This window comes from Exiguobacterium sp. s189 (assembly GCF_018617615.1).
Taxonomy (GTDB): domain Bacteria; phylum Bacillota; class Bacilli; order Exiguobacteriales; family Exiguobacteriaceae; genus Exiguobacterium; species Exiguobacterium aestuarii_A.
The window spans coordinates 137,005-158,241 of sequence record NZ_JACSKM010000002.1; the positions used below are offsets into that span (position 1 = coordinate 137,005).

The 21,237-nt window shown below is 45.8% G+C and carries 23 protein-coding genes and 1 pseudogene; 3 read left to right on the forward strand and 21 right to left on the reverse strand.

The genetic code is table 11. The annotated features are described in order from the left end of the window. Positions 1-7: 7 nt before the first annotated feature. The 6 genes and pseudogenes from KNO99_RS03485 to KNO99_RS03510 form a co-directional block, all read right to left on the reverse strand. Positions 8-724 (reverse strand): annotated as a pseudogene (locus KNO99_RS03485) (ABC transporter ATP-binding protein); the annotation flags it as partial. A gap of 106 nt (positions 725-830) precedes the next feature. Continuing rightward, complete coding sequence (locus KNO99_RS15445) at positions 831-1,556, reverse strand: 3D domain-containing protein (protein ID WP_305794022.1); 726 nt, start codon at positions 1,554-1,556, stop codon at positions 831-833. Positions 1,557-1,794: 238 nt separating this feature from the next. Continuing rightward, positions 1,795-2,247: a GDYXXLXY domain-containing protein gene (locus KNO99_RS03495; protein WP_214745317.1), complete on the reverse strand. Its 453-nt coding sequence runs from the start codon at positions 2,245-2,247 to the stop codon at positions 1,795-1,797. Next, positions 2,244-3,428 (reverse strand): DUF2157 domain-containing protein, encoded by a 1,185-nt coding sequence (locus KNO99_RS03500; RefSeq protein ID WP_214745319.1) that lies wholly within the window; start codon positions 3,426-3,428, stop codon positions 2,244-2,246. The genes KNO99_RS03495 and KNO99_RS03500 overlap by 4 nt, the downstream gene beginning before the upstream one ends. Positions 3,429-3,445: 17 nt before the next feature. Then, positions 3,446-3,646 carry a DUF2187 family protein gene (locus KNO99_RS03505; RefSeq protein ID WP_012726121.1) on the reverse strand — a complete coding sequence of 67 codons (201 nt, stop codon included), beginning with the start codon at positions 3,644-3,646 and terminating at the stop codon, positions 3,446-3,448. Positions 3,647-3,686: 40 nt separating this feature from the next. Continuing rightward, positions 3,687-4,310, reverse strand: coding sequence for an NUDIX hydrolase (locus KNO99_RS03510; protein WP_371743037.1), 624 nt, complete (start codon positions 4,308-4,310; stop codon positions 3,687-3,689). 112 nt (positions 4,311-4,422) lie between these two features. Between KNO99_RS03510 and KNO99_RS03515 the strand changes: the two genes are divergently transcribed. After that, entirely contained in the window at positions 4,423-5,961 is a 1,539-nt protein-coding gene (locus KNO99_RS03515; protein ID WP_214745323.1) for an FAD-dependent monooxygenase, read from the forward strand. Between the two features lie 50 nt (positions 5,962-6,011). Here KNO99_RS03515 and KNO99_RS03520 read toward each other — a convergent pair whose 3' ends face one another. Beyond that, the gene (locus KNO99_RS03520; protein ID WP_214745325.1) at positions 6,012-6,263 is read right to left on the reverse strand and encodes a hypothetical protein; all 252 of its coding nucleotides are present in this window, start codon (positions 6,261-6,263) and stop codon (positions 6,012-6,014) included. 95 nt (positions 6,264-6,358) lie between these two features. Between KNO99_RS03520 and KNO99_RS03525 the strand changes: the two genes are divergently transcribed. After that, positions 6,359-6,646 (forward strand): hypothetical protein, encoded by a 288-nt coding sequence (locus tag KNO99_RS03525; protein WP_214691937.1) that lies wholly within the window; start codon positions 6,359-6,361, stop codon positions 6,644-6,646. A 33-nt stretch (positions 6,647-6,679) separates the two neighbouring features. Here KNO99_RS03525 and KNO99_RS03530 read toward each other — a convergent pair whose 3' ends face one another. The 8 genes from KNO99_RS03530 to recU all read right to left on the reverse strand — a co-directional run bounded on the left by KNO99_RS03530 (position 6,680) and on the right by recU (position 15,441). Then, positions 6,680-7,255 (reverse strand): NERD domain-containing protein, encoded by a 576-nt coding sequence (locus KNO99_RS03530; RefSeq protein ID WP_214745327.1) that lies wholly within the window; start codon positions 7,253-7,255, stop codon positions 6,680-6,682. A gap of 19 nt (positions 7,256-7,274) precedes the next feature. Further along, positions 7,275-7,571: a cell division regulator GpsB gene (gene gpsB / locus KNO99_RS03535; protein ID WP_074034598.1), complete on the reverse strand. Its 297-nt coding sequence runs from the start codon at positions 7,569-7,571 to the stop codon at positions 7,275-7,277. A gap of 4 nt (positions 7,572-7,575) precedes the next feature. Then, positions 7,576-8,121, reverse strand: a complete 546-nt coding sequence (locus tag KNO99_RS03540) for an SLOG family protein (protein WP_214745329.1) — start codon at positions 8,119-8,121, stop codon at positions 7,576-7,578. Then, complete coding sequence (locus KNO99_RS03545) at positions 8,118-9,281, reverse strand: ribonuclease H-like domain-containing protein (RefSeq protein WP_214745331.1); 1,164 nt, start codon at positions 9,279-9,281, stop codon at positions 8,118-8,120. Before KNO99_RS03545 ends, KNO99_RS03540 begins: the two co-directional genes overlap by 4 nt. Next, the gene (locus KNO99_RS03550) at positions 9,278-11,527 is read right to left on the reverse strand and encodes a DEAD/DEAH box helicase (protein WP_214745333.1); all 2,250 of its coding nucleotides are present in this window, start codon (positions 11,525-11,527) and stop codon (positions 9,278-9,280) included. Before KNO99_RS03550 ends, KNO99_RS03545 begins: the two co-directional genes overlap by 4 nt. A gap of 16 nt (positions 11,528-11,543) precedes the next feature. Further along, complete coding sequence (locus KNO99_RS03555) at positions 11,544-12,104, reverse strand: hypothetical protein (protein WP_214745335.1); 561 nt, start codon at positions 12,102-12,104, stop codon at positions 11,544-11,546. An 80-nt stretch (positions 12,105-12,184) separates the two neighbouring features. Beyond that, the gene (locus tag KNO99_RS03560) at positions 12,185-14,794 is read right to left on the reverse strand and encodes a transglycosylase domain-containing protein (protein ID WP_214745337.1); all 2,610 of its coding nucleotides are present in this window, start codon (positions 14,792-14,794) and stop codon (positions 12,185-12,187) included. A gap of 20 nt (positions 14,795-14,814) precedes the next feature. Further along, the gene (recU, locus tag KNO99_RS03565) at positions 14,815-15,441 is read right to left on the reverse strand and encodes a Holliday junction resolvase RecU (protein ID WP_214745338.1); all 627 of its coding nucleotides are present in this window, start codon (positions 15,439-15,441) and stop codon (positions 14,815-14,817) included. Positions 15,442-15,798: 357 nt separating this feature from the next. Between recU and KNO99_RS03570 the strand changes: the two genes are divergently transcribed. Beyond that, on the forward strand, positions 15,799-16,650 hold the full coding sequence (locus tag KNO99_RS03570) for a DUF3800 domain-containing protein (protein WP_198930015.1): 852 nt from the start codon (positions 15,799-15,801) through the stop codon (positions 16,648-16,650). Between the two features lie 38 nt (positions 16,651-16,688). Here KNO99_RS03570 and nth read toward each other — a convergent pair whose 3' ends face one another. From nth to KNO99_RS03600, 6 genes are all read right to left on the reverse strand, one after another. Beyond that, complete coding sequence (nth, locus tag KNO99_RS03575; RefSeq protein WP_214745340.1) at positions 16,689-17,348, reverse strand: endonuclease III; 660 nt, start codon at positions 17,346-17,348, stop codon at positions 16,689-16,691. Then, positions 17,348-17,932: a DnaD domain-containing protein gene (locus tag KNO99_RS03580; protein WP_074034606.1), complete on the reverse strand. Its 585-nt coding sequence runs from the start codon at positions 17,930-17,932 to the stop codon at positions 17,348-17,350. Before KNO99_RS03580 ends, nth begins: the two co-directional genes overlap by 1 nt. A 62-nt stretch (positions 17,933-17,994) precedes the next feature. Then, on the reverse strand, positions 17,995-19,296 hold the full coding sequence (gene asnS / locus KNO99_RS03585; RefSeq protein ID WP_214745342.1) for an asparagine--tRNA ligase: 1,302 nt from the start codon (positions 19,294-19,296) through the stop codon (positions 17,995-17,997). 20 nt (positions 19,297-19,316) lie between these two features. After that, positions 19,317-20,504 carry a pyridoxal phosphate-dependent aminotransferase gene (locus KNO99_RS03590; protein WP_214745344.1) on the reverse strand — a complete coding sequence of 396 codons (1,188 nt, stop codon included), beginning with the start codon at positions 20,502-20,504 and terminating at the stop codon, positions 19,317-19,319. Between the two features lie 20 nt (positions 20,505-20,524). Continuing rightward, positions 20,525-21,010 carry a hypothetical protein gene (locus tag KNO99_RS03595; RefSeq protein WP_214745346.1) on the reverse strand — a complete coding sequence of 162 codons (486 nt, stop codon included), beginning with the start codon at positions 21,008-21,010 and terminating at the stop codon, positions 20,525-20,527. Then, positions 21,007-21,192 (reverse strand): YpmA family protein, encoded by a 186-nt coding sequence (locus tag KNO99_RS03600; RefSeq protein ID WP_015881492.1) that lies wholly within the window; start codon positions 21,190-21,192, stop codon positions 21,007-21,009. The genes KNO99_RS03595 and KNO99_RS03600 overlap by 4 nt, the downstream gene beginning before the upstream one ends. Positions 21,193-21,237: the final 45 nt, after the last annotated feature.

Consider the following 21,237-nt stretch of genomic DNA (forward strand, 5'->3'; position numbering starts at 1 on the left):
GCTCACCTCTTCCACGTTGTGTAAATTCTAAGACGAACGGGTCTTCACTCGCCAAGATTTCTTCTGGTGTTCCGACTAGCATAAGTTCTCCATCACGCATTAACGCAATACGATCCCCGAGCTTCATCGCCTCTTGCATGTCGTGTGTGACAAACAGAATCGTCTTCCCGAGTTCGTCATTTAATCGTTTGATGTCATCTTGCAATTGGCCACGGCTAATCGGGTCAAGTGCAGAGAAAGGTTCATCCATGAGGATGACATCCGGATCTGCCGCTAAGGCGCGCAATACACCGACGCGTTGCTGTTGACCCCCAGATAGTTCCGAAGGCTTCTTCGAACGTAGTTTTGGATCGAGACCGGCAATTTTCATCAATTCCGTCACCCGGTCTTTTGTTCGTTCTTTTTTCCATTTCAATAGTTCAGGTACGACAGAAATGTTTTCTTCCACTGTCAAATGGGGGAATAAAGCAATTTGTTGGAGCACGTAACCAATGTTACGACGCAATTCGAAAATATTGAACTGGTAGATTTCTTTTCCATCGATTAGAATCTTTCCATCCGTATGGTCAATTAAGCGATTCACCATTTTCATTGTAGTAGTCTTTCCACAACCGGAAGGTCCGATCAATACAAATATTTCTCCCTTTTCTACTGTTAAGCTTAATTCTTTGACGGCTAACGTCCCGTCCTCATAACGTTTTGACACATCACGAAACTCAATCAACCTGATCCCTCCTCGACTATTTCCAAAATGGAAATTCAAATAGTATTTTGCCCTATTTTCTGCTTTGTTAAACAAAAAAAGGCTCTCCTTCCGGAGAACCTCATCATTAATAAAGCGTAACTTGAATATGTCGACGCCCCCACTGGATGGCATCCTGTTTCGAATCGACGAGTAAATCGACGATATGTCCTTTGATTCTACCGCCTGTGTCAAGGGCAATCGCATCACCGACACCTTGAATATGGACTTTAGAACCTAATGGAATAATGGCCGGATCGACGGCGATAATTCGCATCCCATTATAATAAATTGAATCTGTGACATCATGACCGGTTGCCGTTAAGACACGACCGCCATACGCCTTGTTGTCAGCCACATCATTTGAGTATGCTGTCGATTCGACTGTAATAACTTTCTTATTGGCCGACGTAGAAACCGGTGTTGCCGTGGTCTTCTTGCTCGAAGAAGCAGCTGCTTGTTGTGCTGCCGCACGTTCTTCTTCTTTACGCGCTTCTTCCGCTTTACGCTCTGCTTCGAGTTTAGCAAGTCTTGCTTTCTCTGCTTCCGCTTCTGCTTTCGCTTTTTCTGCAGCGAGACGTTCTGCTTCTAAACGTTTCTCTTCAGCGATGCGTTTTTCTTCAGCAATTTTCTTTTGGCGAGCGATTTCTTTTTGTCGTTCTTCTTCAATCGCTTGTCGTTCAAGTTCAAGAGGATTTTGGACGATCTTCTGTTCTGTCCCGATTCCGATCTGAGCAGCATCTGCTTGATCGACAAATGTGAACATCCCCATCATCGCGGTTCCAAATAGAATCATATATTTAATGAATTTCATCGTAGTAAGGTCATCACCTTTCTCGTTATGTAACGAACAGATGTTAATTTACCACGACCCGTCACATTCGAGTAGCCATTTTAACGAAGTGAAACATTCCTGACATATGACTTAAAAAGTGGTTACAGATTGTAACAATTGCAAAAAACGTTGCCATTACTAGGTTTCACAAAAAAATTACAGATTCGTTACAATAAGTCTTGTAACAAACCTGTAATCTTCCTGTCATGCGATTTACTTATTCAATTGGCTTTAAATCATGCAATCTGAGCATCCCCCACGGTGCAACATCGACTTCGACTGTGAACGATTTTTCACCCTCGACCCTATCCACTTCATCTAGAGGAACACGATACGACCCCATTTCTTCTATATAAAGGTTACGGTCATAATAGTTCGCGCGTACTCCTCCGAAAAACGGTTTTGACTCAACTCGGTCGATGACAGCAAAACCATCTTCCCCTTGTTCGAACGAGACGTAAACAGTTCCCGTCTCCACATTTTGGCGTCCTTCGAATTCATCGTACTCCAGATAAATCGAGTCCCCAAAGTACGGATCATACGGTTCGAACGAGGTACCCTTGAACGTGTATGTCTCTCCCACCCACGAGATGGCATAAACAAGAATGACAAATAAAATCGCAATCATGACTTGGACGGCAGGAATGATCCACGTAGACAACCGTTTCATGTCGTCACATCCCTTCTCGTACGATTACGCCACCATAATCCGAGTGACAAAGCAAAGACGATCAGTGCACCAATCAAGAAGAAGAGAGATATATCGAGACGGTCCCAAACGTAAATGAAATAAATCGTCATCTGGACGACTAAGAAATAGATGAAGGCAAAGATGGTTCGTTGTCTCGTCATGTCTTGACGAACGAGATAAGCCAATGCAATCACTTCAATTAATACCGCCAAAAGAACACCAGAGTCCTCGAACAACGCGAACGGGATGACTGCGAGCAAACTTACCCACATCAAATCGCTCCGACGATGAATCAAGTAGACGGAAACGAGCGCAATGGATAAAAGCGTAGCCTCTATAATCGAAGGCGGTCTTTGAGAGAGCCAGCTTTCCGTGACGTTCACTAAATAACCGATGGAGAGGATGGCTGCGACGAACAAATATACAGCTTGCCATGCAGCTTGTTTTCGATAAATGAGAAGCAGCACATGTAGAATAACAAGAGACCAAAGTGGCCATAGTCTACCTTCATAGTCGACATATTGTCCAAAGATATTAAGAATGCCATAAAAGGTAAGCCAAGCGAACGTTCGGTCTAACGATTCCTCTACAAAATGGAACCATACCCAAGTCACGATGAGTGCAAATCCGATCAACGTCAATCCGAGACTTTCGAAACTGTTCGTTACGGCCATAAATGCGGTGATAGCGGAAATCACGGAAAAGATGATGTGTTTATATAGGATTCGGTGAAGGACTGCCATTGTGAACAGAATCCAAAATAGAAACGTCAACTGTCCGGACAGATTATACGTTGTAAAGATGACCGCCATGGTCGCTACAAAAAAGACGAATCCTAGTACTCGTAATAATGTCACGTACCTTGGGGTTTTCAATCTGACCCGTTCGGCAAACACATAAAACCCCACCATAAAAATGAGAAATAATCCAATCTTCAAAAGGTCGGGAATCGCCTGCCAATTGGCTGCGACGAAGCTGAATAGACTGAGTGCCAGTAAAATTGAACCGACAATGACTAAAACAGGCGGCTTGTGATCATGTTGCTCACTAGCCGCCCGTTGTTTATGTTCATAGTCGACTAGTCTTTTACCGGTCGCTTCATCTAACAAACCCGCCTCTTGCCATTCACGTACTTTTTTGTCAATGGACACTTGAATCATCCCTTTCGGAAAAAAGGTCAGCTGGCGCGTTCAATCAATTCTAATTCTGATTTTAGTAAAACTTGTTTTTCAAACTCGAGTCCAAGCTGTTGGAACTCTTCCATAATCGATACGTCTCCGATTACAGTATTGGTCAGTACGGCGGTCACTTCTGCGACCCATCCTTCACGAGTCGACTTCACGATATCACCTACGAGGAATTCTTCAGACACACCCATTCACTTCCAATCTAAATTTGTTTCTATCATTATAACGAAATTATGTTGGTTTGAATACGTTTTCTTTTATACGTTGGATAAATTGTGTCAAAAATTTTCCAGTTAGTCCCCAAATGATGTAGTCCTCATGTTCATAAAAAGGTTCTCTCATTTTAATTACCCGTTTTTTGTACGCTTTAGCATTCGCCAATCGGTCTAACGGAATATTTTGATCTGGGTTCATTGTCCATTCCATCTCCCCATGAAACGGGTCAATCATGAGCAAGGTGGATACTGGTACCGTAAACAAATGATCGACCTCATCTGTCTCTTTTACGGTCGGTAACTCCGACAACATGCCTACAAAGGGATAAATCAATTGTCGATGGGGCGTGGCGAGCGGTCTCAATTTACCGATGACTTCGACTTGATTGGAGTCAAGCTCGAGCTCCTCACACGTTTCTCGAACCGCTGCTTCGACAGGCGTCTCCCCTTTTTCAAGTCGTCCACCGGGAAATGAAATCTCTCCAGGTTGCTGTCGCATCGTATGAGCACGTACTTCAAAGACGACGTGCCATTCATTCTCTATTTCAACGAGCGGTATCAAAACCGCTGCCGTCTGCTCATAATCTTCTTCCATTGTAAAGCTATCTCGAATTTGCTTTTCCTTGATCCATGGCTGCACGCTGTTCACTCACCTTCCGTCATCGAATTTCCTATACCGTTCTATACCCCACTTTTCGTTTAATCGCTGCCAATGTCGGAAATATCATTATTAATGATAGGAGTTGATCACTTTGGACGAACAAGTGGATGTACTAATCGTTGGAGCCGGACCGACCGGCCTAACACTCGGCCTCACCTTAGCCAGATATGGCGTATCATTTCAAATCATCGATCGAAAAACGACCCCGTCGGATAATTCTCGAGCCATCGGAATCCAACCGCGGACAATCGAAGTGTTTTCTCGTTTGGATGTCGCTCAAGAAGTGCTCGAACGGGCCCGGACGATTGAACGAGGGAATCTCTACTTCTCAGGTCAATGGACGGCAAAGTTGGAGTTTTCAAAACTTGTCACTCCTTATCCGTTCGTGACATTACTTCGTCAAAATGAAACAGAAGAAATTTTAGAAAATGCTTTAAAAAAACATGGTCACTCGGTGAAGCGCGGAGAATCACTCTCTTCCATCACACAATATCCTTCACGCACGATTGCTCATTTGACTGCCGAAGGCGGAACTCATCGTTCGGTCGAAGCCAAATATGTCGTTGCTGCTGATGGTGCAAATAGTTCGATTCGTCGAATGCTCGCCCTCCCATTCAGTGGAAAGTCGTTCAAAGAGGCGTGGGTATTGGCAGATTTGAAAGCCGATTGGCCGATTTCTCGCGAAGAGGTTCACATTTTCTTCTCAGACCAAGGGGTGCTCGAAGTATTTCCACTCACGGATGAAACGATTCGAATCACAGGAAACCTACGGACCGATGAGTCGTTTGTCGAATCAGACCTTCAACAATTCGTGGAGCAACGTAGTCATATGCCCGTTCACATACACAATGTCGAATGGTTCTCGCTCTTTCGGGTTCATAACCGGATGGTCGATACGTTCATCCATAATCGCGTCATTCTAATGGGTGATGCCGCCCATATCAATTCACCGGTCGGGGGACAAGGAATGAATACCGGGATTGCAGATGCATTCAACTTGGGCTGGAAACTATGGCTCCATTTGAAGACGGGGGCACCGCATCAAGTCGTCTCAACGTATCGGAATGAACGTGAACATGTTGCCAAAAATGTACTTCAGACGACAAATGTCGCGACTGTGATGCTCCAGACGACGTTGCCGATGCTATTACCGTTCCAAGCAATCGGAGCTGATGTCTTCACTCGCGTCAATCTTGTCAATCAAAAAATCACGGAACGGATCTCTCAACTTCATCTATCCTATCCAAAAACGCTACGCATGCCGTTTCGTCGCGTCGCAGAAGGGAAGATTTTCCCAGAGACGGAAATTTTACGAACAGATGATGGGTTCCGGACGAAGATTTCAGAGATTGCCGACGGTCGTTTCCAAGTACTTGTTTTCGACGATGGCAAACGTGATTTGACGTCAATCTATGAGTACTTAAATCAGCATCATCCGTTCATTCAGACCATCACCTTGTCGAAGACGAGTCGTCCATTTTTCGACCAAGGGAATGAACTCGCCAAGTCCCTGTTTATGAAACGTGGTATTTTAGTCATTCGTCCGGACGGTTATTTATTGCACAAGCAACATCACGTCCGTCTAAAACCGCTGCAAGAGAAGTTGGCCGTCTGGCTTCCATCATCTTAAAAGTTTATAAATGGAGAGCCTCACCGAATTGGTGAAGCTCTCCATGTCATTTACTCTTCAACATTTACATACAGAATACCTGGTTTTGAGAGCGTCAAGTCATAGAATGCTTCGAACGCTTCGATATCTTCTAGCTTGCGAAAGTCAATCTTGTCAGTCTCTTCATTCGGGATGGCAACGATAATCCCTTCCTCTGTCGACTTGATCATGCCCGTTCGCCCGTTGTGAATGCGAATATAGAGAACTTGTTGATTTTCAAGAAGCGAGATAGCCTCTCGTCTTGATTGAATCGGTTTTTTCATATAATCCCCTCTTTTCCATTTTAGTATAACGTTCAGTTCGTATTGCTTTCAACTCGCCACCCTATTAAACTTGTGTAAAGAAGGGGTTGAATGCGTTGGAAACATTATTCATCATTGTACTTGCCATCTTGTTCGTCATTTTAGTGACGATTCGGACGATTCGGAACTTAAAATGGATTCGCTTCGGTGAAGCGTTCGGGAAACAAGGGGAAGAACTTCTAGGTGACTATCATTACCTGACAGAACAGGGAATCACCTGTCGCATCGAGCAAGGACTTCCGACCGGAAAGTTATTAAAGCCGCTCGCGAAAAACTTAGACGACCGTGTCGCACTGTTCGTTCATCGAGATGATGCGGCAAAGGCAAGAGAACTCTTAAAATAAGAAGAAGGCCAAATCCAATATTTGGCCTTCTTCTTATTTATGTACTTGTCGTTCAGAACAATAGTAGGCAACCTGTTTAACAAGTGGCTCCGTCAACGTCTCAAGATTTGTTTTGCTGATGACCTGATTGACGAGCGTGAAAGAGTCCCCACAATTGGCTTTGACCCGCTTGAGCTTCAACTGTTCCGTCTCCGGGAAGATCAAGAAGGAATAGACAGGAATCGCTTGTCCACACTCTTTCTTCAACCGTGTCCGCACTTGTTTCGTCATTCGCTCTAGCTCCGTGACAGGATGTGGATAGATGTGCTTCCATCCCATAGACGTCTCCGTCCGACACTCGCGGTTCGTCAAATGGACAGGGGCTGGAGTTCGATTTAATTGAATTAAGAATACACCTTTCGGTCCGACGAGCACGTAATGTACAAGATCCTCGCCAAACTCGACTTGTTCAATCATCATCCAATCAAATCGACAGGTATGCCTGATGTTTTCGACGAGACGATCTGTATAGCTTGTCGGTGCTTTCATCACTTCTTCTTTCGTTCGAAACAGCTTTCTTGTTTGTTGTTTAACGGGTTGTTTCTCCGTAGCCGTTAACACTTGCAACATTCACTCCACCCCCTAGTCCTTATTCGCTTGGTCCCACTTGCTTTCCGAAGACTGCTTTTTCAAGATTTGAAATGCGACGCAACATATCATAGTTCGACGCAACGGGTTGCGCCGGTTTTGTAGGTTCTGCCACTGGTGTCGATTCGCGGCGCAATGAATCATTTTCTTTCTGAAGCCGTTCGATTTCTTTCGCCATCTTTTCATAATCGCGAATGACTACGTCTAAAAATTGATCGACTTCTTCTTGCGAGTAGCCTCGTAATGCCGTTTTAAATTCTTGTTTATAAATTGCCTCTGCCGTTAATTCGGTTTGCATTGTATCACTCCCATTGTTGTTCCCATTGTTTTTCTTCCTCAATGACACGTAAATCTTCCTGTGTGATGAGAAAGACCTCCATATTCGGCTTTCGCCGAGCCCCTTCGACTAGAAAACGGGGACTTCCCTCCGTTTCTTCGTCATACAAGGTAATCAATCCTTCTGCTTTATCTAAAAAGAATGCAGTTTTTGCGCGTAATTGACTCGGATCCTCATATGGACGTTGCGTCAACGGTTCAAAGAAATCTGCTTCGAGTTGAAGTTGAACAAATAATTCTTGTTCGAACGGTTTATAGCGTTCATCCATATTTAAGAACGGAGGAAATACCGCAATTTTAATCGGATATGTTTCTCTTAACTCTAACAATACTTGTCCGGCCCATAATTCACAACCGTTCATTCCACTAAAGATGAACCATTCAGCACCTAATTCAATGACTTCCAGGATTTTTTTTCGGTAAGCTTCTTGAATGATGTCGATCCCCGGATGGTTCGCTTTGAAAATCCCAAGTTCATGGGGACGATATCCTGTGACGGCTACAACTTTCATGATTGCTTCCTTTCTAGACGGGCAAGCCGATGTTCGAGCTCGGCCTTCTCGCGATTAACGGTTTGACGTAAAACGGTGCGCTTTTGCTCGAGCAATTCGATCGCTCGTTCCGTGTAATCGATTGCGAGTGCCACGTCCTTCTGTTTATGCTCTGCGTATTTGGCGAGCTCCACATACCCTTCAATCGTATGCAACGATTCAAAGAGCGGGATTGCTTGCTCCATACGACCTGTTCGTTTCAATAAGAGCGCTTGCCGCATGACCGCTCGCTTCGAAGGGTCAGATAGCTGTTCGAATTCTTTAAGCGCCTGCTCCTGCTCCCCTAGGTCATGCAACCAATGCGCACGCTCTTCTCCGAAATCGGTCTCAGGAGTCATGACGAGTTGACTGAGTCGCGTGTAAAGAGAGACGAGGCTCAAACAATCCGCATGATGGTGCTCAAGGACCGGCATGAGAATCTCAGGGTTGCGCTCTTTGACGTACTGAAAATAATGCATTGGAGCTAAAAATCCAGGTAGATCGTCCGTCCGTCCGTGACCGAAATACGTTTCGACCGCTTTGAGCGACACCGATTCTAACCTCGGTTTCAACAACCGTCTTGCCGCATGCAATAGATCGACATGACCGACGGAAGGCAATGCTTTTACCCGTGATTTGACAAACGTATGTCTCGTTTTGATTTGTGGCCAGTCAAAAGACTTTCCATTATAGGTGACGAACCGTACCTCATCCCCGATGTCCTGTAGAAAATGATAGTAAAAAGCAGTCTCAAAGGCAGGATGAGGCAAGACATACTGAATCATTTCAAGCTGTTCCGCACGAACCCGTGCAAATCCAATCAAGAAAATCGACGTCCCGGACCCACGTAATCCGGTCGTCTCTGTATCCATAAACAAGACTTGATCCGGTTTTAAGTCGACCGCAAAAAACGGATGTTCCGTTTTCTGCATCATTCGTCTAGCGTCTCCGAACGCATAGTCGTGATAAATCTCATCAAGCGGATAGGTGTTTCGGATTCGGACACACCATTCTCCTTCGAACGTTAAAATTTCTCCACCTTGTTCAATCCATTTCTGTTGTTCCAATTCATCAGGTGAAGTGACGCGCGGGCGTTCGACAGGTTCTTTCGTTTTAATCAATCTTGATAATTTTGCTTTCATAACGATCCTTTCAAAGCTTGTAACTGACGGATGACCTGATGCTTGAAGTCTCCGTATCCAATCATTCCGACACAGCGAGGGCATCCGCTCTCACATGGACAGTCTGATACCGTCCGCTCTGCTGCTTCGAGCACCATATCTGCATCTTTATAGAGTGCCTCACTGAGGCCGATGCCACCAGGATAGCGGTCATATAAATAAACGGTCGGTTTATTCGTATGAGTCGACTTCATTTGAATGGTTGTAAATAAATCGAGCGTATCACACATGAGATAGAGTGGGGCAAGCCGTCTGAATAAGTCACTGACCGCTTCGAGTTGATCTTCGAGATCTGCCTCCGAATAAGCAAAGCGCTCATCCAATGTGAACCATGTCGCTGTCGTATGCAGTTCTCGCTCCGGAAGATGAATCGGGCCTGACCCGATATTCTCATGCGTCCCAAATTTGATTTTTTTGAAGAGCGTGGCCATCGCAATGACCGACACTTCACCAAACGTTTTTGCACCATCCGTTTTGTTCTCTTCGAGCACTTTTAATTCTACTGCCAGATTCGCATCCGTATAGTAGTCGACATCGACACGACGGACGAACGCCTTCTTCTCTTCAAAGTCTAATTTCTCGACCTGATACTGTTCAGCTCCGTGTAAATAAATGGCTTCATCGTGTAACAAAGTCATCGCGCTGAACGTATCCATTTCACCGATCACTTGATGCTTCGCAGTTTGGTCGACGATGACGACATTCTCTTGGTCGCTCGTGCGAAGGGAGATATCGTGTGCCGGGAATGAATCAGTCATCCAATAGTATTTATTTGCCCGTTCATGTAGAACTTGTGCGTCTGTCAGGAAATCTAAAATATCTTCCGTGTCGACCGTTCCGAAGCACTCTCCTTTTTCAAACGGTAGCTCAAATGCGGCACACTTCATGTGGTCGACTAAAATGATCAAGTTGTTCGGGTCAAGACGTGCCGCTTCCGGCGAACGGTCTAAAATCATGTCCGGCTGTTCGACGACGAGCTGATCAAGTGATGAAGACGATGCGACAAATACGACGAGTGATTCGGAATGACGACGACCGGCACGACCTGCTTGTTGCCAGAGTGAGGCGACGGTTCCAGGATAGCCATTGAGGACACATGCTTGCAATTGACCAATGTCGACGCCGAGTTCTAACGCGTTCGTCGATACGACTGCTTTGATTTCGCCATTTCGTAAGCGCCGTTCAATCTCCCGTCGTTCAGACGGAAGATAACCGCCTCGATACCCGACGATTGACTTTGGTCCGAGTTCTCGTCGTGTCAGTTCTTGTAAATACGTCAGAAGCACCTCGACTCGGACACGCGAACGTGCGAAGACGATGGTCTGGATGTTCGCTTCCACAAGCTTCGATGCGATTCGTTTCGTCTCAAGCGTTGCACTTCTTCGGATTCCGAGCGCCTCATTGACGACAGGAGGATTGTAGAAGACGAGGTGTTTCTTCCCTTGTGGCGCTCCATTTCGGTCAATCAATACGACTTCCTCTTCCGTCAATAATTCGGCGAGTTCTCGCGGGTTGGCAATCGTCGCAGAAGTCATAATCCATTTTGGGTGACTCCCATAATAGGCACAAATTCGTTTCAAACGACGAAATACGTTGGCCACGTGACTGCCAAACACGCCACGATACGTGTGCAGCTCGTCGACGACGATGTACTCTAAGTTTTCAAATAGACGAATCCATTTCGTATGGTGCGGTAAAATACCGGAATGTAACATATCCGGATTGGTGATGACGATATTCCCCGCATCCCTGACTTTCGTTCGGGCAGCGGGAGACGTATCCCCATCATATGTGAAGCATCGTAAATTCCCTTCAAGTGCCTCGACCATCTCCATCAAGTCACTATTTTGATCCTGGGCGAGCGCTTTTGTCGGGTATAGATAAAGTGCTCGTGCTGTTGGTTTTTCAATCATCTTTGAAAGTACCGGTAAGTTATAACACAGTGTTTTCCCTGATGCGGTAGGAGTTACAATGACGGTCGAATGACCGGCAGCCGTTTGTTTCACGGCTTCAGCTTGGTGCGTGTATAGTTGCTCAATTCCCCGACTTTTCAATACGTTCGTCAACTGTTCCGGCACTTGCTCTGGAATGGGTGCATATTGTGCCGGGCGTGCATCGACTGTATGCCAGTGACGGACGTTTTTGGCAAAGCTCGGGTCTTCTTTTAATTCTTGAATCATCTCTTCAACGGAGCGTGATTTCCGCATCAGTTCACCTTCTTTTTTATGAGTTCGAAGGTGCAAGTTCGACTACGGTTTGTCGGATCGATTGAATCCGTTCATCACGTATCATTCTCGATACAGCGGGCATTTTTAAAATGGTCATGTGTTGAAACGTATCAGCCACGTGCGCATTCTCTTCTTCGAGACGGATGAGCGCGTCTAAAAACAGACGTTGCGTCGATCGACCGAATAAGACAATCGTATGTAGCTTCGTACATTTCGAATGAACCGCTAATAGATGTTTGGCGTAGCGTTGCACCGTTTTATAATAATCCTCGTCTGTCGATAACAGTTGACGGTTGCCACGAAGTAAGTCTGGATAATAAGACTCTTCACCCGTGAACATCGTTTCGACTCCGATTCGTTTTAAGTAAGAATGTCCAATCGCTTCAGCGACGGTCTGATCTTGGATGAGACGTCCGAGTGGAATCGACTCTTTTAATAGCAGATGGGAAAGCTTTAGTCCGAGATGTCCACTGAGCGGTACGCCGAAATCGTCGTCTTGCAGTCGATCTATAACAAATAACACTTTCATCTTTCGCTTTAAAGAGAGTTGAACCATGTGTCACCATCCTGTTCCCTTTCTTTTCATTATAACAAAGTCATACGAAAAACAGGGCGCACAATGTCGCCCTGCCTTCCTTAGTTATTTCCGTTATTCGAATTGCCGTTCCCACGTTCCATGGCTGGCGATTCATTATTCGATTGACCTTCTAGCGGAGCACCTTCATCGTCTCCATCCGTCGGTTGGTCTGTTCCTTCATCCGTACCTTCATCGGTCGCTGGCTCATCAGGATTTTGTTCCTCAGTGGTATCTTCATTGTTTCCGTTTCCGTTGCCGTTTCCGTTACCATTGTCGCTATTGTTCCCGTTACCGTTGTTCTCGTCCGATGGGTTGTCTTCGTTGTTCTCTTCACCAGAAGGATTTTCTTCTTCCTCCTGCGGTTCTTCTTTCGGCTCAATCGAGTAGCTCGCTTGTGCCGGGGCAGACTGCTGTTCACCCGTCAACGGGTTTGTCGCCTTGGCCACGATGGTAAACGTTGTGTCCCCTTCAGCCAAGTTTGCGATATCGATACTCGTCTCTCCCGTCGTACCGACGACTTGTTCACCGCCTTCGGCTGACTGTTGCGTCACGGTGAATGAGATGTCTGAGTAGCCATCTGCTTGTGCGCCATCAAAATCGTATGACCACGAGACAGATCCTGCTTGTGAATCTTCATCATAGTTGACGCTTGCGCCTGTTGGAGCAGTCAATTTCTCAGGTTGAAGATCTTTTGGCTTCGTCCCTTTGACATAAAGTTCATTCCCGAGAGACAAGACAGAGTCTGGACGCTCGAAACGATCAGGTTGACCCGTCGCGTTCGTCACCTGTTGCATCATATACTCGAAATAGTATTGGGCGTAGTTCGGTTTATTATTACTTTCTTTATTAACTTTACCTGTCCATACTGAAATCGAGTAATCGGTTGAATACCCTGTAAACCATTTGAATTGTTCGTTGTTCGTTGTTCCGGTTTTACCAGCTACATCCCATGGGAATGCACCTGGTTCATACGTTCCACCTTCGGCACTTACAACATCACGCAACATGTCTGTCAACATGTAGGCCGTATAGTCTTCCATCGCCTGCTTCGCCTTGACTGGCGAGTTGATACTAGAACCGTCATTAAATTCAATTTTTTGAATCAAGTGAGGTTTTGTATACATCCCGTTTGCACCGAGTGCAGCATAAGCTGCCGCCATCTGAGTCGTGCTTGCTTCAGCAGTACCAAGTGCATTCGACTCATTTAATTGATCGCCTGAATATGAAGGTTTGATTCCAACATTTTTTACAAACGACTCAATTGCCTCTTGACCGTACTCATCCCGCACTTCTTGGAATGCACGAACTGCAGGCGTGTTCGCTGAAATCTTCAAATATTGACGCATCGTGTTCATACCGCGATAACCGTCGTAGTAGTTCCTTGGTTTTCCTTCTGGAAATGCTGCATCAAGTAACATTTTTCCTGTTGACCATTGTCCATTTTCAATACCTGGTCCATAGTCAAAGAACGGTTTTGCCGTGGATCCAATCTGATATTTTTCATTTGAATAATCAATATAATATTTATCAGCTTGCTTCGCCTGTTGACTATCGATGATGGCAACAATTTCACCCGTCTTCGTATTCAGCACGGTTGCACCCATACGAAGTTCATCTGATGGAAAGGCACCATTAGGAATATTTACATTATCAGACTTAATGTCACTATTAAACTTTGTATGAAGTTCTTTATTGATTGACGTGTATACTTTCAAACCTGTGCCATAGATGTCTGATTGTTCAAGACCATAATCTTCCTCAAGCTCTGCTTGGACACGTGAATAAATCGCACGTGTGAACGCCTCTTCTTCCGTCTCTTCACCAGGTGAGATGACGTCAGCGATGGCAACATCAAGCGCTTCGTTATACTGTTCTTCCGAAATGTGGCCGTCTCGCTTCATCGCAGACAAGACTTGTTCTTGGCGATAACGCGTCAACTCTTGGTCACCATTGATTGGATCGTATGCACTTGGACGTTGCGGAAGACCTGCAAGGATTGCCGCTTCTTGATAGTTGACCTCAGAGACCGGCTTGTTGAAGTAGCGCTTCGATGCGGTTTGTACACCGTATCCACCACTACCATAGTAGTTTTTATTTAAATACATCTCTAAAATCTGTTCTTTCGTATACTCACGTTCAAGTTTGAGCGCGAGCCACTGCTCTTGAAGCTTACGCTTCAACTTCTTGTCTGTTGAAAGAAACGACTGTTTCACTAACTGCTGTGTAATGGTTGACCCACCTTCTGCACCGAAACCGTCAGTCAAGTTGGCCACGACTGCGCCACCGATCCGACGTAAGTCGATTCCGTTGTGCTCATAGAAACGACGGTCCTCAATCGAGACGACCGCTTGTTGCATCACTTCTGAAATATCGTCGATGGAGACGTATTCCCGAATCTGACCAGCTCCTTCGAGCGGTTCACCTTCAGCAGAGATTAGCTGAATCGGATACGTATCGACGAGTTTTTCTTCGTCAAGCTCTGGTGCCGTTGCAATCGCATATACGGTATATGCTCCAAACGCGATGACTGCTGCAATAAATAATAAGAAACCTAATAAAAAGATGCGTTTCCACATCGGTTTTTTACTCTTCGTCTTTGGTTGTTTCCCAGTTTTTTTGCGTTTATTCGTCGTCGAATCTTGTCGACGTGCGACCCTACTTCGCTCCATTCATGGTTCACTCCTTCTATTCAATCGAGCCATTGATCGAGCACCGCCAAATAGTCAATCGACGGCAAGGCTCTCGTCGGAACTTCAATCGCTTCCTCTTCGATAAAACGAAGTGGAATTGACTTGCGTCCCGTCAATCGTTGTTCCCACCACTGAACAAGTTGTTCCGTGGTCAATACATATTGCGTATTATAGCGACTAAAGCGGATGATGACAAAACAAATCCCTCCATGGCGTTCGCACTCGCGCATGTGTTCAATCTGGTGCTCGTGAAAGTTGCCGAGCGGAAACGACGTCTTATTATTCGTTTCTTTCGCTTCAAAGTCAATGTACCTGCCGCGATACACCCCATTATAGTCAGTCGTGGATGCCTGTTTGAAATAGGCTTCCGTCACTTTGGCTGCACTTCGTTTGGGGTAGTCGACTTTGACGATTTGTAGCGGTGTCGGTTTCTTATGAATGACGGCTCGTTGATGGATTCGATAAAATTCATTCGTTTCATTCAACAATGTCTCCAAATTCATTCCGCGATTCGCATAGGTTGGAGAATTCGAGGGTTGTTTCGAAATTCCTTCCTCCTTTGGTGTCTTTGTCACTTTTGCTTTTTTACCGTTTGGATAATGGAACAATGTCGTCACCCCATACATACATATTAACAGGTCGGTCCACTCGTTCCTTCCGTCTCAGGTCTGATTGTCGACTTCTGTCGGTCGACACTTGTGTGGATTTACCGCAACACATATCGTACCAAACTCCCGTATGTTAAACTAGTATGTAAGCGATTGTGTATCCAAATTGAAAAGCTCTCGTCACGTAAGACTTGATTGTTTTTCTATGATAATAGCACCTCTTCTGTTTAACCAAGATTGTACATCGATAAACCTAATTGATGTCATTCTTAAAAAAAGTGTGCAATACCTGTGCAATGGACGGCTGGAAATGCCGTCTGGAAATAAAATAGAATGCTTAAAGACGTTACTGTTAAGCCGTTTTGGAGGGATTGGATGGAAAGTGGAAAGAAGTATGTCATGTTCGTCGACGAAACAGGTACACCGAAAGGAAACACGCAGTTCAATTTGACTGGTGTTCTGATGGAGTACAAATATTCAATCGATGCGGATGAGACTGGAATGCCATGTGAATTGAAGCGACGTCTTCACGCGTTCAAGCGAGATGTTTTTAAAACCGAGCAAATCCCGCTTCATTTAAAAGAAATTTTAAAAGCCGAGCATCCTTATGGGAAAGAAGATGGCATCACGATCGACATGTTGCGTGATTTTTGGGACAAGTTACCTGATTTTTTACGAGGAATCGATTGTACAATCGTCAGTGTTGAAGTCGATAAACAAAAATTACATGACTTTTATTCGACGCCAAAAGATCCGTATGTAGTCGCCTTCGCCCACTTGATGAAGTCGTTCTATGCGTTCTTAGAGGAAACAGAGGCGGTCAGTGCACGCGTCGTTCTCGAATCACGAGATGATTACCAGAACTTACTCATTCAAAAAGCATTCTTCGATATTTTCAACTCGGGCACGGTCCATCTCGATGTCGAAAAGAGTCGTCAAAAAATCAAAGGGTTCATCTTCTCTGAGAAGCAGAACACGATGTATCAATCCGGTTTAGAAATCGCTGACCTTGTCTGTCTCCCACTTTCACGTGTTCGTCGAGGTGTGATCGAGGTAAAACCACGGTTCGTCCATTATGGGGACGAGAACCGAATCTTTAAAGCGATCAAGGACAAAATTTACATTCGTAAAGAAAGTCCGGACCAAGACTTCCGCAACTGGGGCTTCAAAAAGGTACCCATTACGAAAAAGCGTCGTGAGTGGAGCGACCACCCTTGGAACCATTAACACAAAAATGCATCGACACACATGTGCCGATGCATTTTTTATGTCGTGACTTTCGCGGATTTCATTCGTTTCTTTCCTTCCCGGCACATATGAAGAAGCGGGCACGTCTCACAGGCAGGTCTCTGGGCTTTACAATGATAGCGTCCGAAGAAAATAAATTGATGATGGAGTTGTGACCACTCCTCGCGTGGGAACTTCTTCATCAACGTATCCTCGACTTGACGGACGTTATCTTTCCAGCGGCAAATGCCAAGACGCTTCGACACCCGCTCGACGTGGGTATCGACCGCAAAGGCCGGTTCATGGAACGCGACCGACAGGACGACGTTGGCCGTTTTACGACCGACACCTGGAAGGGCCTCAAGTGATGCCCGGTCCGACGGCACGATGCCGCCATGCTCGTTCACGATTTTTTCAGAGAGTGCCTTCACGTTCTTCGCTTTATTCCGATACAATCCAATGCGTTTGATCAACGCCTCAATCTCTGAAACGTCTGCCGCAGCCATCGCTTCGACTGTCGGAAACGCTTCAAACAAGCCCGGTGTCACCTTGTTGACGAGGGCATCCGTCGCCTGGGCGGAGAGGGCCACGGCGACCACTAATTCGAATGGGTTTTGATGCGTCAGTTCGCAATGCGCATCCGGGAACATTTGCCTCATCGTATCAGACACTTCTTTTAACTGGACTTTCGTCAACATCATTTATTCCTCCGTTGATATTCCACGACATCCTCAAGCGTCTCGACTTGATGGTCCTGCCAGACGCGTAAGATTTTATCCATGTATTTGAAGTTTCGAACATTCCGAAGTTTCGCTTCGCGTAACGCGGCCATGATCAGTTCTTCGCTGAAATTATCTTCCGTCATCCACCCGACGATTTGTTCAATCTCAAACGGAGTGATCGTCCCAAATTCTCGTTCGAACGTATGGATGATATTTTCATTCAGCGTCTGTTGCGGTGCGATTTTTTCTTCTCCTTGTAACGCCTCAAATAACGGTAATAGACTATATCGCTCGCTATTCCCTGACGCGTCAATGGCAATCAATTCTTTCTGCAACAAGCCGAGTAACACAGAGCGCGCCTCATTCTCAGAGACGTTCAACCGTTTTCCTAACTCGCTCGGGAGCGGCATGACGATGCCTTCCCCCGTCATTTCAAGAAGATGGACGATGAGACTGAACTCGACAGGCGATAAGTCGAGCCGCCTAGCGTCAGTGAACAGTTTACGCGGAATAACGACCGGACTTTGTTCGAATAATTGAATCAATTGATGTGCATCCATGTCGCACTTCCTTTCTAAGACACATCAATCGGGGAGGACATGACGTCTTCCCCGATTAATCATTAAGGGTGGATTCGGTTTAATAAACGTGGGAATGGAATGGCTTCACGAATATGCTCGATTCCACTGATCCATGCAACCGTACGCTCAAGTCCTAGTCCGAAACCAGAGTGTGGGACCGAACCGTATTGACGAAGTTCGAGATACCAGTCGTATGCATCCGTTTCATCAAGACCTTCTTTAATGATCTCTTCTTTCAAACGATCGTAATCGTCTTCACGTTGTGATCCCCCGATGATTTCTCCATATCCTTCTGGTGCAATCAAGTCTGCACAAAGAACGAGCTCAGGATTCTCAGGGTCCACTTTCATGTAGAACGGTTTGATTTCTTTTGGCCAGTGCGTGATGAAGACTGGCTGGTCGTGTGCGTTAGCAATCGCTGTCTCATGCGGTGCACCGAAATCGTCGCCGTATTCGATATCGTCAAATCCTTCTGATTTCAAGAATTTGATTGCATCTTCATAACGGACACGTGGGAAAGGTGCTTTCACTTGTGCCAACTTCTCAAGGTCACGTCCAAGGAATTCAAGTTCATCCTTACAGTTCTCAAGCGCGGATTGTGCAATGTATGAGACGTATTGCTCTTGAATTTCAAGGTTCATGTCGTGATCGAAGAACGCCATCTCTGGCTCGATCATCCAGAACTCAATCAAGTGACGACGTGTTTTTGATTTTTCTGCACGGAAAGTTGGTCCGAACGAGAATACTTTACCGAGTGCCATTGCAGCGGCTTCCATATACAATTGGCCCGTCTGTGAGAGGTAAGCAGATTGACCAAAGTAGTCTGTCTCGAACAACTCTGTCGTCCCCTCAGGTGCACTGCTCGTAAGGATTGGTGGATCGATTTTGACGAATCCTTCTTTATTAAAGAATTCATACGTCGCACGAATGATTTCGTTACGCACTTTCATGATTGCGTGTTGGCGACGTGAACGGAGCCATAAGTGACGGTTATCCATCAAGAATTCCGTTCCATGTTCTTTCGGTGTGATTGGGTAATCCACTGACTCTGCAATCACTTCTACATCTGTCACCTCTAATTCAAACCCGAGTGACGTACGTCCACCATCCGACTTGACGTTACCTGTCACCCAGACAGAAGTCTCTTGTGTCACACCTTTAGCAAGAGTGAACAATTCTTCAGAGACGTCAGCCTTCACGACGACCGCTTGGGCAAATCCGCTACCGTCACGTAGTTGAAGGAAGGCAATCTTCCCGCTAGAACGTTTGTTGGCAATCCAAGCTCCGACGCGGACCGTCTGTCCTTCGTAGTCTTTAAATTGGTTAATCGAAATTGTTGTCATGTTCATTTCCATCCTTTCGCTTATCGAGCGCGCTTCGTAATGAAGTCTTCTACTCGATCGAGCGCTTCTAATACGCGTTTTAATTCTGTTGCATATGATAATCGTACGTAGTCTTCCTGTCCAAAACCAGAACCTGGAACAAGTGCCACGTTTGCCTCTTCAAGTACTGCCTCGCACCAAGCATCGACTGTGTCGTATCCACTCTCAGTCGCGGCAACTTTCGCATTGGCATATAAGTAAAATGCACCTTGTGGCTTCAAGCAAGTGATTCCTGGAATTTGTTCGAGACGGTTGTAAACGATGTCGAGTCGCTCTTCGAATGACTGACGCATCATCTCTACATCATCCTGTGGTCCATTGTATGCCTCAACCGCTGCCGCCTGAGCGACAGATGTCGGGTTTGATGTGGAGTGAGACGCTAAGTTTGTCATCGCGCTGATGATTGTCGCATCGCCCACGGCATATCCGATACGCCAACCTGTCATCGCATGAGATTTTGAGACACCGTTGATGATGATTGTCCGTTCTCGCATATTCGGGAGTGTCGCAATCGATACGAATGTTGCGTCACCGTAAATCAACTTCTCATAAATTTCATCGCTCACGACGAGAAGATTATGTCGAAGAACGACATCAGCGAGTGCCTGTAGCTCTTCTTTCGTGTAAATCATTCCTGTCGGGTTGGAAGGACTGTTCAAAATGACTGCCTTCGTACGATCTGTAATCGCACGTTCGAGAAGTTCAGGTGTCAATTTGAAGGATGTGTCTTCATTTGTATCGACATATACAGGTTCACCGTCAGCGAGTTTGATTTGCTCTGGATAACTGACCCAGTAAGGTGTCGGGACGATGACTTCGTCACCTTCATCTAAAATCGCTTGGAACAATGCATAAAGGGCATGTTTCGCACCTGAAGCGACCATCACCTCGTTGCGCTCGAACACTAATCCGCTGTCGCGTTTCGTTTTCTCAATAATGGCATCTTTCAAGGCGACGGTACCACCAGATGGTGTATACTTCGTATCGCCATCTCGAGCCGCTTGACACGCAGCATCGATGATTCGTTCCGGTGTATTGAAATCAGGCTCACCTGCGCCGAGTCCAATGACATCTTTGCCCGAAGCCTTGAGCGCCTTCGCTTTAGCTGTAATCGCTAATGTTGTCGACGGCGTGAGTTGTTTCACTCGTTTCGCTAATAGATGTTCCATCATTATCCCCCTCTAATTCGTCACATTTGATCGGTCAATTGGACGCGTCGAATAAACTCTCCAGTCTGTAACGTGTAATACGAATACGTATAAGATGCGTCTGCCTTTGTGACCACTTCGACGAGTGCTCTCTCGTCGAATCCGTACTTACAACTGATGAGTTGTCCGCCTGTATCTTGGACAGAACGAGCGCAGACGTCATTCGCATTCACTTCACCGATTTCACGTTGTTCAATTTCGAACTCGTCATCGAGTGGAACGAACCAAATCGAGTCTCCGTCCGCTTCCGGAAATACGACGTATGCCTCTGTCCCATTGAACAGCTCTCCTTGCCCCACTTGAACGTCTGGCGATTCCTCGTTCAATCGAATTAAGGCTTCCTCGATGAGTTGTTCCTTTTGATTTTCTGTGTGTCCAATCGTGAATCGATACATCACGCTAAAGACAAGGACGACACCGAGCAGTGCCGCCAGTAACGAGACGATCCATTTTGTTTTTCTGGTCATTCTGTACGATAGATGGTGAAGACCATCTCTTCCTTCTTCGGATCATTCACTTTCTTCTCAAGCGAAAGGCCGAACATCAAATCTTGACTTTTTAACGTCCGATTCAATAAATCGACAATCTTATAAACGTCCGCCGTCGGTTCGATGCGCACACTCGCAAGCGTCTCAATATTCGAATTCATGTTGACTCCTCCTCCAAAACCTATACGTATCATTATAAAACGATA